Consider the following 14845-nt stretch of genomic DNA (forward strand, 5'->3'; position numbering starts at 1 on the left):
GTTGTCGTGCGAAAGCTCAAGTTCTTGTTGCGTCCTGGTTGGTTTGCGCTGGCCGCTGTCGTCGCCCTCTTCGCATACCTGTGCTTCTCGGTGTTGGCGCCGTGGCAGCTGGGCAAGAATTCGTCGACGTCGCACCGCAACGATCTGATCAACCAATCCGTCTCGGCCGAACCCGTTCCGATCGCGGACATCCTGTCGGCGAACGGATTCTCCGACGACGACGAATGGCGTCGCGTTGTCGCGACCGGTGAGTACCAAGCGGACAAGGAGGTTCTCGTCCGCCTGCGCAGCATCAAGGAACAGCCTGCGTACGAAGTGATCACGCCCTTCGTCCTCCGAGACGGCCCCACTGTGCTGGTCAACCGCGGATTCGTACTCCCGGTTCAAGGAACGCAGCCGCCGCCCATCGAAGCGGCCCCATCGGGCGAGGTCACGCTCGACGCGCGCGTCCGTCAGGCCGAGGGGACCTCGCGGGAGCCCATCGAGGAAGCCGGCCACATTCAGGTCTACAACATCAATCCCGCCCAGATCGGCGGAGCACTGAGCGTTGCCCCAGTCGAGGGTTATCTCCAACTCGACGCCGATCAACCCGGTGGTCTCGGCGTGATCGAGCTACCCCAGACAGACTCCGGACCGTATCTGTCCTACGGATTGCAATGGCTGGCGTTCGGCATCATGGCACCGCTCGGACTCGCCTACTTCGTCCGCGCGGAATGGCGGGAGAGGCGCAAGGCCAATCAGCGTGATTTCGCGGACCCCGACCCCGACACGTCGGACCACCATCGGGAGGTCGACACTCAGTCGGGCGAGCCCGAATTCACCTTGCCAACTCGGAAGGAACGCAAGTCGAAGACAAAATCGACGTCAGCGTCGTCCACCGAAAACGACATACGCCTCGCCGATCGATACGGCAAGAACCGCTGACACCGCGGTAGCCGCGATCTGGACCAATCTGGACAAGCGCGCTGCCCGTTCGAGGTCCACCGGACTCGGCGCGGGCCCAGTACCGAGCGTCGGCCGTATCTCGACGCCATGGGCGTACTCCGTTCTGCCCCCGAGAGTGACTCCCAGTGCGCCCGCAGCCGTGGCCTCGGCGACGCCCGCATTCGGACTCGGGTGCCGGGAAGCGTCACGCCGCCACGACCGCAGCGCATCGGTCGCACGGCCCCCGACCGCAGGAGCTAACGCCGACGTGGTCAAACCGGTCAGTCGTGCGGGGGCAAGGTTGACCGCGTCGTCAAGACGCGCAGCGAACCATCCGAAACGCAAGTATTTCGGGGACCGATAACCGATCATCGCGTCGAGAGTGTTGACGGCGCGGTAGCCCAATATCCCTGGCACCCCCGCCAGCGCACCCCAGAACACCACTCCCACCGACGCGTCGGAGGTGTTCTCGGCGACCGATTCGAGCGATGCGCGAGTCAGACCGTCGACGTTCAACACACTGGGGTCACGGCCGCACAGCGACGAGAGCAGAGCGCGAGCATCGTCGATCTCGCCGTATCGCAGGTGTCCAGCCATCCGCGAGCCGGTGCGGGCGAGCGACGTACCACCGAGTGCGACCCATGTCGCCGACGCGGTCAGCGCCGTGTCCAGGATCGGGCCGCGCCGTCTCGTCGCTGTGGCAACTGCGGCCGACGCAGCCATGACGGACCCCACCAGCACGACGGTGTGCACCCCGCCTGCCACCCTCGAATCTCGGTAGGACCTCGTTTCGAGCGCAGCCGCGGCCTGTCCGAACCCGGCGACGGGGTGATACCGACGCGGATCACCGAGGATCAGATCGAGCCCCAGGCCTAGGACGATGCCTGCGGAGCGACTGTGGAATCGCGTCCAGCGGAAGGTCATGCACCGACGGTAACGAAGCGCGACTAGCGCTTACGCCGCCGGGCACCCGTCGATCAGGCCCAGCGTGACCGGTAGGCACTCGCCATCTGACGGTTGTTGAACTGAAGATCGTTGCCCGAATGCAGCATTGCTGCCGCAATGCCGAAGAAGCCGACCGTTGCCATCCAGAACATTGCCATCTCTCTTATCCCCCAACAATCGCCGAGCGCTCACTTCGAGCGCTGATGATCTTGATTGTTACCGACGGGTAGACCGAAGAAAATGCAGATGAGCGCGCCGTCACATGTGTCAACAGTCACCTGAGCAATCGCGGCTAGGATCGACCACATGAGCGGAGATGGCACGATTCAGGACGGCAACACCAGTGCAGCAGCGAAGACTGGCAGGCCAGGGTGGGTCAACAAGGCAATTCTGATTGCCGTCGGGGTGGTGTTGCTGGTAATCGCATACCTGATCCTGGCGGCGTTCCTCCCCCGCTGGTGGAGCATCCGCGTAGCCAACCTGTCCGAGCAAGCGTTCAGCAAGGGCATCTTCTGGGGCCTCGCCTTCGGAATCGTCTGCAGCCTGCTTCCGCTTCTCTTCTTCACGGCCGCATGGCGCGTCCGGAAGAAGCGGGGCGGCAAGGTGACTGCAATCGTGTCCGTCGTGCTGGCGGTTGCCGCCGCGATTCCCAACCTGCTCACGTTGACGATCGTGCTCGGCAGCAGTAACGCGGCTCATGCGGGTGAGCGAACACTCGATACCGAGGCACCGGGGTTCCGAGGCGCAACCGCGCTCGGTGCCGTCATCGCTGTCATCGTGTTCGCAGCACTGGTCTTCGTGATCGTCCGAAGCAGCAGGCGTCGCGCCCAGAAGCGGATCGCTGCGACGTCACCTCCCCCGCAGGTCTGATCAGTACGTACGCGGTATGCCGACGACCTTGGTGGCATCGACAGTGAGGCCCAGCCGCGATCCCGGTCCGAGCGGCTCGACCTCGGGCGCATCGTCCGGATCGACTGTGACTGCACCGATGACGTGTGCGCCGGCTATTTCGAAGTTCGATATCGACCGGCGTATGTGGTTCGGTGACGTTGCGATGGCGACGGAATCCGCACCGATCGACTCGAGAATCGGCACCGTGTACAGCGCGTTCTGAACGGTCGAATTCGCCTTGTTCTCGACGTGAATTCTGCCTGCGTCGACGCCGTTGTCGATCAACCACTGACGCATTGCATCAGCTTCGGCGACACCGTTCTGCGGGTTTCCTCCCGTGACTATCACCGGGGACTCGGGCGATGCCGTTGCCGCCGCGACCGCACCCTCCAGCCTTTGGATCAGCTCGGCGCGCATCGACCCGTCGCCCTCCAGGCCGAAGCCGAGGGCAACGATCGCCGTCCGTGGACCGTCGAGCAGCGGGGCGTAGTCCACCTCCGACTCCGCCGACGCTGTGATGACGTCGAGCGCCCGCTCGACGGTGTCGTGCAGGACTGGATCGAGCGAGCCGAGACGGACGAGCGCAGATTCCGCAGCATCCGTTTCAGCAGCGGCATTGGAATAGAAAACCTGCAGCGCAGCGACATTGGCGTCCGAGGGCGCCGCAAGTTCCAGCGCGTCGAGGGCTGCAAGACCGACGTCGTACTCGCCCTTGACCAATTTGTCCTGCGCGGCGTTGTACAGCGCGGGCGTAGCGGGCTCGGCGATGGTCTCGATGATCGCCAACGGATCGAACGGCAGCGGGTCGACGGGGGCAGCAGGTTGCGCTGATGCCACACCCCCGAAGACGAGCGTGGCCACCGCGGAACCGGCGATTGCGAGACCAATTCTTCTTCTGGACAGGCCTGTATGCACAGCGCGCCCTTCCTGCAGACGACATCGAGGTCATCCACAGGCTAACTCGAGTGTGACTGCTGTGGCCAATGTTACGAAAGGGGCTGAAGTTACATTGGTGTAATTCGAAGACGCTCGAATCCGCTCTCGTACAACGACAATCGCAGATCAGGGAACGACGGGAGCCTTACCGCCGTCGTACGGTTCGATGACGATCTGAGCATCCGGCGCGAAGGAGAGTTCGACTGGTCCGTCGTCCTCGGCCACGGTCACCACCACGGACAGACCCTCCTGCCCCACCGACTCGATGAGACCGCGTTGGTTCCCTGCCTGGTCGACGAGCGCGTAGTCCCCCACCACCACGAGTAGCTCTTCGGCTGAAAGTGTGCGCCTGCTTCCGAAATCTTCGACTGTCATGACACCACCGTAGGCGAGAGCCCTCCGAGTGTTCACTCGTGATCGTCGGGAGGCTCGACGACTAGGACGTCGTCGATCGGCAATTGAAGCGGCAGCTCGATTCGACGCTCGTCCCAGCTCGGATACGCGGGGCGAACCCATACCCTCACCTCCTCGAGCTGCACGAGGACGAACCGTCGCCAGCGCCAGCCATGGAGGGGCCTCCTCAGATCGGTGTCGGCACGAAGCGGAAGCGGAGCTCTCCCCCAGCACGGCGCAGACAACGACGAAAGCCCGTTCTTCACAAGTACATCGACGGCGTCGTCGACCGGAAGCTCCCGCGCGAGCGCATGCCCGACTGGATTGACTCCATCCACCCGGCTCTCGTCGTAGTTCTCCGACACGGTCCAGCCGACGAGTTCTCCGTCGTTCGGTCGCGTCACCGGGAGCCTGCTTCGCCACCGAACGATATCCACGAACTCCACTGTACGGAGCCGAATCGATCACCATGGATGGTGGACGACCGAGTCACCGATCAGCGCAATACCGATGAGTCCGAACACGACTCGTACGAAGGTAGGGCCGTACTTCGTGAGAACCCGAACTACACGGAGGTACCGACGACGGGCCGACCGACTACGTCCCATCGACATGGCAAGCACGAGCAGTGGTGGAAGCAAAGCCAACATGCAGTACGCCACCACGATCAACGGCCACGCGGGAGGAAGCGGACTGCGCGAGGACAACATCGCAATTCCGGCCAAGTACGGAACCGCTGTTGGGGCCTGGACGATGCCGACGGCGAAACCCGTCAATGCGAGCAGCGGCGGACTCGCCCTGAACTTGGCGGTCCACGCGGGAGCAGCTCGATTCGACTGCGGAAGCACCGACAACGAAATGAGCACGACACCGAGCACCAACTCACCCCAAAAACGCACCGTGGGGGTTAGTTCGAAGTCCAATATGCCGGTGAGAAAGTCGATTCCAAGAACAGCGAGCAGCCCGAACGCCGTGGTCGCGACGAAAACACCGGCGACGAAAGCCAGGCCGGTCTTCAGCGGAGATGCTCGACGTAAACGCGCGTCGTACGCGATAGCTGCGGTGATTCCGATCAACAGTACGTCGAGCGAGTCGAGCACTGCGAAACCTACGAGGGCCGCCAGCAACGAGATCATGTCAGTGTCACCCTAGTCCGGCATTCGTCACCGAGGCCGACGAGGCTCGAGCTGACCGAGGACATCGAAATCGAACTCCCCTGCGCGCGCCAGGTAGATCGGCTGCACGACATGCCCTGCCACCATGGTCAGATGACCACGGGCCCCGTCGTAGCCGAAGTTCTGCGAAAGCGATTCCAACGCAGCGACATCGGCGGTTCCTGCTTTGTTGACGAGTTCACCGAGGAAAGTGATTCCCTCGTAACACGATTGGCCGAGAGACCCGACGATCGGTGCGTCGGTTCCGAAACGCGCCGAGAATTTCCCCGAGAAGTCGAGACTCTCGGGAGTCGCCAACGTCTCGAAATAACCAGAAGCAACGTAGAGGTCGTAGGTGTTCTCGGTGCCCGTGGCCAAAAGCATGTTCTCGTCCATCAACGGACTCAATCTGACACACTCCCGATCCAGCTCGGCCGCCGAGAAACACTGATGAAACGCGGCCGCGTCGTCGCCGAGCAACAGGACCACCACGGCGTCGCAACCGGAGATCCCGATGCCGGACACCGTCGCGGAGTAATCGGCGGTTCCGATCGGCGAGAAATCCACCAACGACACCGACGCGCCGGCCGACGTGAGATGTCGACCGACGATCGACGCGGTCTTGCGCGGCCACACGTAGTCGTTTCCGACGATCGCCCAGTTCCGTCGCCCCAGTTCACGCATCATGAAGTCGAGGGCCGGTATCAGCTGCTCGGACGGCGTCTCCCCGGTCACGAACAATCCCGGGTAGCGGTCACCGCCCTCGTACAGCGAGGTGTAGACGTACGGAATCCGGCCGCTGGTGACAGGTATCAACGATCGCCGCACAGCTGAGGTGTGCATTCCTGCAACAGCATCGAGGGCGCCGACATCGATGAGAGCGCGGACCTCGGATGCGACGACAGCGGGGTCACGCCCACCGTCGATCGGCAGCAGTTCGACGCGCCGACCCAGAATCCCGTCCTCGGCGTTCAACTCCTCTTGCGCCAACCGGGCCGACAGTTCGCTCGACGGCCCGACAAGCCCGAAGGGTCCGGACATAGGAAAGATCATGCCGACGGCGAACGTGGTGTCGCTGTCGTAGCGAGTGGTATCCAGCTCGGTGCCCATCGACGGTGTCTCACTCATCCGCAGCCTCGCTCGTCGCATAGACTGCACTTCTCCGGTTGACCAGTTTCATGATAGGAGTTCTTTTCCGTGACGCCGATGGAACGCAGTCGCCGCGCATTCGGCGCAGACCGAATCCTGTCGGCCGTGGAGCGGATAGTGGGCGAACAGATGCGACTGGCACTCGAACCCTCCGGGCTCGAACTCGAGGAATGGCGAGTCCTGGATCTTCTGTCGGACGGCGACGGCCACACCATGGCCGAGACGGCGGAGTTCGCGTTGCTTCCTCCTCCCACGTTGACGAAGGTGGTCAACAGACTGGTGGCCAACAACCTGGTTCACCGCCGGACCGGTACCGTCGACCGTCGTCAAGTGCTCATCAGGAACACCGAGCGTGGCCGACAGAAGTTCCTCGACGTTGCCGAATCGGTGGAAGCCGTGCACAGCCGGGTGTTCGGATCCGATTCCGATCGCGAGCTGTTCGAGACCGTATTGCGATCCACGATGTCCAACGCCCTCTCCGAACAGGTTGCGGCAGATCACTGACTCGATCTCAGGTGCGGCGCTTCCGCGACGACCGCGCTGAGCAGGTCGTCTACCGCACGCACCCTGGCAAGGCCGGTGAGCTCGCGCGGAACTGCGGCCCAATAGGTTCGCTCGATGGAGAACTGCTCTGCGAGGACTCGGACAAGCGTGTCGTCCGGTTCGCCGATATAGCTGGGTAATGGAGCCAGCCCGAGCCCGCTCCGGGCTGCGAGCCAATGACCGGTGATGTTGTTGGTCTGAATCTGTGCCCGACCGTCGGGAAGTATCGAATCGAGGATTTGCAGCGGAGCGACATCGAGAAGCGCGCCGACGTACCAGATCAGGGTGTGATGCCGCAGATCCTCCATGCTGTCGATGGGTCGCGTCGCGTCGAGATATTCGCGGGTCGCGTACAGATGCAGCGAGTAGGTTGCCAGCTTCCGGAACGCCACGAACCTCGGCGACGGTTGCTCGAGGGTGATGGCGATGTCGAACTCACGGGTGTTCAGCGAATTGTGTTCGGTGGCAGTCACCAGCTCGACATCCAGGTCCGGATGCGCACGTCGCAGCTTGGTGAGGTTGGGGGTGAGGACGAAGGCACCGAACCCGTCGGTTGCTGCGATCCTGACCGACCCGGTCAGGGAACCGACTCCCGAGGTCTGATCTTCGAAAGCCGCGATGAGCGTCGACTCGACACTTTCCGCGTAACCGACCAAGCGACGGCCGGCCTCGGTCAACCTCCATCCAGAAGGTGTTCGGTCGAACAACCGTTGACCTGCAGCTTTCTCCAAGCTCGTGATGCGTCGCCCTACCGTCGTGTGGTCGACACCCAACGATCGTGAGGCCTCGTTGAGGCGCCCGTGCCGTGAAACCTCGAGAAAGAACCTGAGGTGGTCTGCGGTGAACATCGACCGAGCCTAGCAATGCGTGCATTTATGCACGCAGGAGTGCGACATTGGGCTTTGACACGGGCAATGTTGCCAAGGAGACTGAGGTCACATCCCGAACGAAGGAAGCATCTGTGACCACCATTGCGCACTGGGTAGACGGTAAGCCGTTCGCCGGCACCTCCGACAAGACCGCCCCCGTCACCAACCCCGCCACCGGAGAGATCACCGGACAGTTGGCCCTGGCCAACCTCGAAGATGCCAAAGCCGTCATCGACGCCGCCGCAGCCGCCTTCCCCGCCTGGCGCGACACCTCCCTCGCCAAGCGCACTCAGATCCTCTTCAACTTCCGCGAATTGCTCAACGCCAAAAAGAGCGAACTGGCCGCCATCATCACCAGCGAACACGGCAAAGTCCTCTCCGACGCCCTCGGCGAAATTTCGCGTGGCCAAGAAGTCGTCGAATTCGCCTGCGGCATTGCACATCTGCTGAAGGGCGGCTACACCGAAAACGCCTCCACCAACATCGACGTCTACTCCATCCGCCAACCCCTCGGACCCGTCGCCATCATCTCCCCCTTCAACTTCCCCGCCATGGTCCCGATGTGGTTCTTCCCCGTCGCCATCGCGGCAGGCAACACCGTCGTCCTCAAACCGTCGGAGAAGGACCCCACCGCGTCGATCTGGCTCGCCGAACTCTGGGAAGAAGCCGGCCTACCCCCCGGAGTGTTCAACGTCCTCCAGGGCGACAAGCTCGCCGTCGACGAACTACTCGAAAACAAGAAGATCAAGTCGATCAGCTTCGTCGGCTCCACCCCCATCGCCCAGTACGTGTACTCCACCGGCACCGCCAACGGAAAACGCGTCCAAGCACTCGGCGGGGCGAAGAACCACGCCATCGTCCTGCCCGACGCCGACCTCGACCTCGCCGCCGACGCCATGGTCAACGCCGGCTTCGGTAGCGCAGGCGAACGCTGCATGGCCATCTCCGCACTCGTCGCCGTCGGCGACATCGCCGACGAACTCGTCGCCAAGATCGTCGAACGCACCACCCCGCTCGTCACCGGAGACGGAACCAAGAATTCCGACATGGGACCACTGGTCACCAAAGCCCACCGCGACAAAGTCGCCTCCTACGTCGACGCCGGCGAAGCCGACGGCGCCACCATCGTCGTCGACGGCCGCGGCGTCAAAGCCGATGGCGGCGACAACGGTTTCTGGCTCGGCCCGACGCTGATCGACCACGTGAAGCCGGACATGTCGATCTACACCGACGAGATCTTCGGACCCGTCCTGTCCGTCGTGCGCGTCGACACCTACGACCAAGCACTGGAGTTGATCAACAACAACCCCTACGGCAACGGCACCGCCATCTTCACCAACGACGGCGGCGCGGCGCGACGGTTCCAGAACGAAGTCGAGGTCGGCATGATCGGCATCAACGTCCCCATCCCCGTCCCCATGGCCTACTACAGCTTCGGCGGCTGGAAGAACTCCCTCTTCGGCGACACCCACGCCCACGGCACCGAAGGAGTCCACTTCTTCACCCGCGGCAAAGCCGTCACCAGCCGCTGGCTCGACCCCAGCCACGGCGGCATCAACCTCGGATTCCCAGAAAACAACTGACCCCTATGTGAATGGAAATCCATAGCCCACTATGGATTTCCGTTCACATCGGTGCGACGCGCATCCGAAGGAGACCCCATGGTTGCCAATATCTCGTTTCCCCGTTTTCTCAAGCTCGGACCCGGTGCGGTCGAAGACCTCGGTTCGGTACTGGCCGACCTGAATGTCGAACGCCCGCTACTGGTCACCGATGCGTTCATGGTCGGCAACGGCAGCGCAGAGCGACTGGTCAAGATCATCGAGGCGGCAGGAAAGACACCTGCTGTCTTTTCCGAGACCGTCCCCGACCCCACGACCGATTCGTTGCAGGCTGGTCTCGACGCGGTTGCGTCGCACGCCGCCGACGCCATCATCGGCTTCGGCGGTGGAAGCCCCATGGACACGGCCAAGGCACTGGCCGTCTTGTCCGAGCAGGGTGGCGTGATGCGGGACTTCAAGGCTCCGCGCGTGTATTCAGGGCCGGCGTTGCCGATCATCGCGATCCCGACCACCGCTGGAAGTGGTTCGGAAGCAACCCAGTTCACGATCATCACCGACCTCGCGACCGACGAGAAGATGCTCTGTCCTGGACTGTCCTTTCTGCCGATCGCGTCGATTGTCGATTCCGACCTCACGATGTCGATGCCGCCGCGTTTGACTGCGGACACCGGTGTCGACGCTCTGACTCACGCGATCGAGGCCTACGTCAGCAAGAAGGCAAACCCGATCTCGGACGGGTTGGCTCTGTCGGCGATGAAGACGATCGGCCAGTACCTCCTCCGTGCGTACCGAGACGGTTCCGACCGCGAAGCACGTGAAGCGATGATGCACGCTTCGACTCAGGCAGGAATGGCATTCTCCAACGCCAGCGTGTGCCTCGTACACGGGATGAGCCGTCCCATCGGGGCGCATTTCCATGTTGCACACGGGCTTTCCAACGCAATGTTACTGCCCGCCGTCACAGCATTCTCGATTCCCGGTGCGCGCGCTCGGTATGCGGACTGTGCCCGTCAACTCGGCGCTGCCGAACGTGGCGATTCCGATGCATTCGCGTCCAACAAGCTGATCGAATTCATCGACACCCTGTGTGCCGATGTCGAAGTCCCCAGACCGAGCGCATACGGAGTCGACCGCGAGCGCTGGGACAGCCTCATTCCGTTGATGGCCGAGCAGGCTCTTGCGTCCGGATCCCCCTCGAACAACCCCGTGGTCCCGACTGCCGACGAGATCGCGGAGCTGTATCGCGCGGTGTACTGATCGACCCCCGACCTGTGGCCTCGTACCGATTTTTCCGGTGCGAGGCCACAGGTCTGTGCGCCCGATTTCAGCCAATTACACGTTGTCACAAATTGTTTACATAGTTTCCAGAAAAATAGTGTCTGTAGGAAGTATTATTCAGTTCGGAGCTTCACAGGTGCGTGCAAGCACCGGTGCAACTGCACTTTCGGCAACTCCACCTAGGCAGCAACCGCTTCCGCGGGACCACCCGCGTGTCGCCGGGCGCCGATCGAAACGAACTGGACAACCGCCATGAACATGAAAAAGTATTTCGAGGGCCCAGCTACGAGCCTCGACGATCAGATCGAGAGCTACGCGACGTCGCGGGTACCGGCAACACAGCGCTGGCCGCGACCCGCCATCCTGCTCGTCCTCACCGGCAACGTGACGGCGATGTTCTGGTTTTCGCTGGGCGGCCAGATCGGCTTCCTCGTCGGCTGGCCGATGTTCCTGTTCCCCATCGCCTACATGGTCGTCGGCGCTACTCTCATCGGCAGCCTGATCATGAGGATCGCCAGTCAAGAGGGTCTATCGCTGCCACTACTCACCCGAGGACTCGGTTTCGGCACCAAGGGGTCGGCGGTCGCGTCTCTCGTCTACGCCGTCAACTACGTGTTCTACTTCATTTTCGAAGGCAGCATCGTCTCGCACGGTTTGAGCGAGTATGCCGGCATCGACATCGACTCCTTCTGGGCCACCGTCGTGTTCGCAATCGTCGCCCTGGTCGCGCTGTTCTTCTCCTGGCGCGGCATGCACTCGATGAACATCCTGCAGAAGTTCGGAATGCCGATCTTCTTGATTCTGTTCGCCGTCGGCATGTACATGCTGGCGAGCGGCTACGTCCTCGTCGGCCCAGGCGAATGGCAGGCGACCGACGGATTCTCCTCCACTGCGATGTGGCAAGCACTCAGTTTGGTCAACGGACAGATCGTCTTCCAGGCACTCATTGCCACCGACTACGGACGATTCGTGAAGAAAAGCGTCACCTATCGTGGCACCGGCGGACTCATGTTGGCCGAACTACTCATGATCGTCGTGGTCATGATTCTGGGAGTGTTCCTGGGCTTCACCATGCTTCGTTATTTCGACGGCACGGCGTCCCCTGAGCTCTCGGCTACCGATCCGGGACTCTACTTCGCAATCGTCATGGGCTTGCTCGGCGTGATCTTTGCGATCGTCACCCAGGTGCGCATCAACGTCATGAACCTCTACTCCGGATCTCTTGCACTGTCGAACGCGTGGGATGCCCTGTCTCCCCGCAAGTTCGGTCGGCAGTGGTGGATGGTTGCGTTGCTCGTCATCGGAATTGCCCTGTACCCCATCAATGTTCTGCAGTACACGGACAAGTTTCTCGCCGTCACCGGCATCATGACCAACACGTGGATCTTCATCCTGTTGGCCGACTACTTCGTGTGCCGCAAATGGCTCGGTCTGGCGCCGTCGACCAACATCGAATTTCGTGACGGGTGGGTCCGCAACTGGAACCCCTGCGGGATCAGCGCGATGCTGATCGGCATTGCGGTGGGCGCGCTCGGAGTGTTCGGGGTCTATCCGTCGTACTACGCATCGTTCATCGCGATGATCATCGGACCGATCGTCTACATCCCCTTGACGATCGCGACTCGCGGACGCTTCTACACCCCGGCACACGTACCGGACAGCACGTCCCACCAGGACACAGCCACCACACACTGAAAGGCTCGTTCGAACAATGACCTCCATTGCACCTTACGAAGCAGCCGCGATCCAGTTCGAACCCACCCTGTTCGACAAATCCGGAAATGTCGAGGCCCTTCTGGCCCTCGTGACCGAAGCCGCGAACCACGGCGCAAGATTGATCACGACGCCCGAAATGGCAACCACCGGTTACTGTCTCTACGACTACGACGAGGCGGCAACCGTCGTCGAAACCGTTCCCGGACCGACCACCGACGCGTTCGCTGCGGTGACACGCGCACACGGTTGTTACGTGGTTCTCGGGATGCCAGAGATCGATACGGAGACCGGCCTCTACTACAACAGTGCGGTCCTCATCGGGCCCGACGGCATAGTCGGGACCCACCGAAAGACGCACTCGTACATCGCCGAACCGAAGTGGGCGGCACCCGGCAATCTGGGCCATCAGGTGTACGACACCGCGATCGGGCGCATCGCCCTGCTGATCTGCATGGACATTCACTTCGTCGAGACGGCCCGGGTCGTGGCACTCGACGGAGCCGATGTGATCTGCCACATCAGCAATTGGCTCGCCGAGCGAACACCTGCGCCGTACTGGATCAGCCGCGCATTCGAGAACACTTGTTTCGTGATCGAGAGCAACCGCTGGGGTCTCGAGCGCACCGTCCAGTTCAGCGGCGGAACGTGCGTCATCGAACCCGACGGGACGATTGCGGCGTCACTGGATTCCGGTGACGGAATCGTCTACGCAACAATCGATCCAAAAAGAACGCGAACTGCGGACACGGCCGGTCGACGCCGTCCCGAACTGTATCGCGAACTACAGTCGAACACCTTTCTGTGGAACCCTCTCGACTTCTTCTCGCTGTACGGCCACCGACCGCTACCGGCCGGCGCACGCACGACGGTGACCGTTGTCCAGTCCGCTCCGACGGCATCGGTCGACGCCAACCTCCGCGCTATCGAGGAGGCCATGGACGCCGCTCGCGAAGGCGATGTTCTCGTCTTTCCTGAACTGTCCATCACCGGGCCGGTGTCGACGAACAGACCTCCGTCGAGCTGCGCGGAGGAGATCGACGGACCGTCCATCTCCCGCATCGTCAGTGCAGCGGCCCGAACCTCGACCACTGTCGTCGTCGGCATTGCCGAGATCGAGGGGGCCAGTTTCTACAACACCGCCGTGGTGATCGGACCGGAGGGAGTGCTCGGCAGTTACCGCCAGACCCACATCGCTCCGAGCGACGCCGAATTGTTCTCGCCCGGTGATCGATGGACCGTTCTCGATCTCCCGGTCGGGCGCGTGGGAGTTCTCGTCGGTAACGATGCATTGTTCCCGGAGGCCGGACGCGTTCTCGCGCTTCGGGGTTGCGATGTGATCGTCTGCCCGTCGGCGATGATTGCTCCTGTCGGTTCCCACGACGGCACGTCGGTCCCGCACCGAGGCGACATCCTCACCGGTGCCGATCCGCTGCATTGGCATCACATGCGGGTTCGAGCCGGTGAGAACAACGTGTGGTTCGCCTTTGCCAACGCCTACGATCCCGAACGCGGAACCGACGGCCACAGTGGCGTATTCGGGCCGGACACCTTCGCGTTCCCTAGAAGCGAAAGCACTCCGATCGATGGACTCGGCGTCGCGACCGCGGTAGTCGACACCACCAACCTGGACTCGGTGTACCCCACCAACGTCGTTCGCCGGAAAGATCTGGTGTCGATGCGGTTGCCGCATCACTACACCGCCCTGAGCTCAGCCTCACCGGCGAACGTCTGATTTCTCCCGCAGGGTGATCGCTGACACAGCACGCTTGACCTCGAGTGCACTCCAGGTTCGAAGATCTATCCGTACAGCGAATCACTACCCAGGAGACGAGAAACATGTCGGCCCAACCGTATGTATTGCCCGAACTCACTTACGACTACTCCGCGCTCGAACCCCACATCAGCGGCGAGATCATGGAGCTTCATCATTCGAAGCATCACGCCGCGTACGTCGCCGGGGCCAACACCGCGCTCGAACAGCTCGCGGACGCACGAGAGTCCTCCGATCATGCGCGAATCTTGTTGCACGAGAAAAACCTCGCGTTTCACCTCGGTGGGCACCTCAATCACACCCAATTCTGGTCCAACATCTCCCCTGCCGGTGGCGATAAGCCCGTGGGTGAACTCGCGGCCGCGATCGACGATCAATTCGGTTCGTTCGATGCGTTCCGAGCCCAGTTCACTGCTGCAGCCAACGGATTGCAGGGATCCGGGTGGGCCGTGCTCGGGTGGGACGAACTCGGCAAGCGGCTGTTGACCTTTCAGCTCTACGACCAGCAGGCGAACGTACCGCTCGGAATCACCCCGCTGCTGTTGCTCGACATGTGGGAACACGCGTTCTACCTGCAGTACAAGAACGTCAAGGCCGACTACGTGACTGCATTCTGGAACCTCGTCGACTGGGCCGACGTCGCAGCACGCGGGCCCTGGGTGTGACTCCACGTCCGCCGAGATCGAGGTTGTGCACCGAATTCGTCCGAAAGGG

The 14845-nt window shown here is 62.2% G+C and carries 16 protein-coding genes; 8 read left to right on the forward strand and 8 right to left on the reverse strand.

What is annotated here, in order from left to right:
* Nucleotides 1–6: 6 nt before the first annotated feature.
* On the forward strand, nucleotides 7–924 hold the full coding sequence (locus D8W71_RS19185) for an SURF1 family cytochrome oxidase biogenesis protein (RefSeq protein WP_121115682.1): 918 nt from the start codon (nucleotides 7–9) through the stop codon (nucleotides 922–924).
* Here the strand turns inward: D8W71_RS19185 and D8W71_RS19190 are convergent.
* A complete protein-coding gene (locus D8W71_RS19190) occupies nucleotides 865–1848 on the reverse strand; it encodes a cobalamin biosynthesis protein (RefSeq protein WP_121115684.1) in 984 nt (327 codons plus the stop codon). The two genes, D8W71_RS19185 and D8W71_RS19190, sit on opposite strands and share 60 nt — an antisense overlap.
* 53 nt (nucleotides 1849–1901) lie before the next feature.
* A complete protein-coding gene (locus D8W71_RS28190) occupies nucleotides 1902–2027 on the reverse strand; it encodes a hypothetical protein (RefSeq protein ID WP_268959785.1) in 126 nt (41 codons plus the stop codon).
* Between the two features lie 148 nt (nucleotides 2028–2175).
* On the opposite strand from D8W71_RS28190, the gene D8W71_RS19195 reads away from it, so the two are divergent.
* Nucleotides 2176–2739 carry a permease gene (locus tag D8W71_RS19195; RefSeq protein WP_121115686.1) on the forward strand — a complete coding sequence of 188 codons (564 nt, stop codon included), beginning with the start codon at nucleotides 2176–2178 and terminating at the stop codon, nucleotides 2737–2739.
* On the opposite strand, the gene D8W71_RS19200 is transcribed toward D8W71_RS19195, so the two are convergent.
* The 5 genes from D8W71_RS19200 to D8W71_RS19220 all read right to left on the reverse strand — a co-directional run bounded on the left by D8W71_RS19200 (nucleotide 2740) and on the right by D8W71_RS19220 (nucleotide 6371).
* On the reverse strand, nucleotides 2740–3597 hold the full coding sequence (locus D8W71_RS19200) for a YdcF family protein (RefSeq protein WP_161965469.1): 858 nt from the start codon (nucleotides 3595–3597) through the stop codon (nucleotides 2740–2742).
* 225 nt (nucleotides 3598–3822) lie between these two features.
* Nucleotides 3823–4071, reverse strand: a complete 249-nt coding sequence (locus D8W71_RS19205; protein WP_121119560.1) for a hypothetical protein — start codon at nucleotides 4069–4071, stop codon at nucleotides 3823–3825.
* Between the two features lie 32 nt (nucleotides 4072–4103).
* Complete coding sequence (locus D8W71_RS19210; RefSeq protein WP_236077507.1) at nucleotides 4104–4526, reverse strand: hypothetical protein; 423 nt, start codon at nucleotides 4524–4526, stop codon at nucleotides 4104–4106.
* 27 nt (nucleotides 4527–4553) lie between these two features.
* Nucleotides 4554–5225 carry a GAP family protein gene (locus D8W71_RS19215; protein WP_121115692.1) on the reverse strand — a complete coding sequence of 224 codons (672 nt, stop codon included), beginning with the start codon at nucleotides 5223–5225 and terminating at the stop codon, nucleotides 4554–4556.
* Between the two features lie 27 nt (nucleotides 5226–5252).
* On the reverse strand, nucleotides 5253–6371 hold the full coding sequence (locus tag D8W71_RS19220; protein ID WP_201265137.1) for a substrate-binding domain-containing protein: 1119 nt from the start codon (nucleotides 6369–6371) through the stop codon (nucleotides 5253–5255).
* Nucleotides 6372–6449: 78 nt separating this feature from the next.
* Here D8W71_RS19220 and D8W71_RS19225 point away from each other — a divergent pair, with 78 nt between their 5' ends.
* Entirely contained in the window at nucleotides 6450–6896 is a 447-nt protein-coding gene (locus tag D8W71_RS19225) for a MarR family winged helix-turn-helix transcriptional regulator (RefSeq protein WP_121115694.1), read from the forward strand.
* Here D8W71_RS19225 and D8W71_RS19230 read toward each other — a convergent pair.
* The gene (locus D8W71_RS19230) at nucleotides 6890–7783 is read right to left on the reverse strand and encodes a LysR family transcriptional regulator (protein ID WP_121115696.1); all 894 of its coding nucleotides are present in this window, start codon (nucleotides 7781–7783) and stop codon (nucleotides 6890–6892) included. The two genes, D8W71_RS19225 and D8W71_RS19230, sit on opposite strands and share 7 nt — an antisense overlap.
* Nucleotides 7784–7896: 113 nt before the next feature.
* Between D8W71_RS19230 and D8W71_RS19235 the strand changes: the two genes are divergently transcribed.
* The 5 genes from D8W71_RS19235 (at nucleotide 7897) to D8W71_RS19255 (ending at nucleotide 14796) form a co-directional block, all read left to right on the forward strand.
* Nucleotides 7897–9387 carry a CoA-acylating methylmalonate-semialdehyde dehydrogenase gene (locus D8W71_RS19235; RefSeq protein WP_121115698.1) on the forward strand — a complete coding sequence of 497 codons (1491 nt, stop codon included), beginning with the start codon at nucleotides 7897–7899 and terminating at the stop codon, nucleotides 9385–9387.
* A gap of 78 nt (nucleotides 9388–9465) precedes the next feature.
* On the forward strand, nucleotides 9466–10623 hold the full coding sequence (locus D8W71_RS19240) for an iron-containing alcohol dehydrogenase (protein WP_121115700.1): 1158 nt from the start codon (nucleotides 9466–9468) through the stop codon (nucleotides 10621–10623).
* 273 nt (nucleotides 10624–10896) lie between these two features.
* On the forward strand, nucleotides 10897–12339 hold the full coding sequence (locus D8W71_RS19245) for a purine-cytosine permease family protein (RefSeq protein ID WP_236077508.1): 1443 nt from the start codon (nucleotides 10897–10899) through the stop codon (nucleotides 12337–12339).
* A gap of 16 nt (nucleotides 12340–12355) precedes the next feature.
* Complete coding sequence (locus D8W71_RS19250) at nucleotides 12356–14092, forward strand: nitrilase-related carbon-nitrogen hydrolase (protein WP_121115704.1); 1737 nt, start codon at nucleotides 12356–12358, stop codon at nucleotides 14090–14092.
* A gap of 104 nt (nucleotides 14093–14196) precedes the next feature.
* Entirely contained in the window at nucleotides 14197–14796 is a 600-nt protein-coding gene (locus tag D8W71_RS19255; RefSeq protein WP_121115706.1) for a superoxide dismutase, read from the forward strand.
* Nucleotides 14797–14845: the final 49 nt, after the last annotated feature.

Source organism: Rhodococcus sp. P1Y, assembly GCF_003641205.1.
In the GTDB taxonomy this organism is placed as follows: domain Bacteria; phylum Actinomycetota; class Actinomycetes; order Mycobacteriales; family Mycobacteriaceae; genus Rhodococcoides.

What these genes read in the sequence shown, in the direction of transcription:
- D8W71_RS19215 (WP_121115692.1), bottom strand. Translation starts at nt 5,225, where the DNA reads ATGATCTCGTTGCTGGCGGCCCTCGTAGGTTTCGCAGTGCTCGACTCG.
- D8W71_RS19240 (WP_121115700.1), top strand. Translation starts at nt 9,466, where the DNA reads ATGGTTGCCAATATCTCGTTTCCCCGTTTTCTCAAGCTCGGACCCGGT.
- D8W71_RS28190 (WP_268959785.1), bottom strand. Translation starts at nt 2,027, where the DNA reads ATGGCAATGTTCTGGATGGCAACGGTCGGCTTCTTCGGCATTGCGGCA.
- D8W71_RS19250 (WP_121115704.1), top strand. Translation starts at nt 12,356, where the DNA reads ATGACCTCCATTGCACCTTACGAAGCAGCCGCGATCCAGTTCGAACCC.
- D8W71_RS19255 (WP_121115706.1), top strand. Translation starts at nt 14,197, where the DNA reads ATGTCGGCCCAACCGTATGTATTGCCCGAACTCACTTACGACTACTCC.
- D8W71_RS19230 (WP_121115696.1), bottom strand. Translation starts at nt 7,783, where the DNA reads ATGTTCACCGCAGACCACCTCAGGTTCTTTCTCGAGGTTTCACGGCAC.
- D8W71_RS19245 (WP_236077508.1), top strand. Translation starts at nt 10,897, where the DNA reads ATGAACATGAAAAAGTATTTCGAGGGCCCAGCTACGAGCCTCGACGAT.
- D8W71_RS19225 (WP_121115694.1), top strand. Translation starts at nt 6,450, where the DNA reads ATGGAACGCAGTCGCCGCGCATTCGGCGCAGACCGAATCCTGTCGGCC.
- D8W71_RS19190 (WP_121115684.1), bottom strand. Translation starts at nt 1,848, where the DNA reads ATGACCTTCCGCTGGACGCGATTCCACAGTCGCTCCGCAGGCATCGTC.
- D8W71_RS19205 (WP_121119560.1), bottom strand. Translation starts at nt 4,071, where the DNA reads ATGACAGTCGAAGATTTCGGAAGCAGGCGCACACTTTCAGCCGAAGAG.
- D8W71_RS19195 (WP_121115686.1), top strand. Translation starts at nt 2,176, where the DNA reads ATGAGCGGAGATGGCACGATTCAGGACGGCAACACCAGTGCAGCAGCG.
- D8W71_RS19220 (WP_201265137.1), bottom strand. Translation starts at nt 6,371, where the DNA reads ATGAGTGAGACACCGTCGATGGGCACCGAGCTGGATACCACTCGCTAC.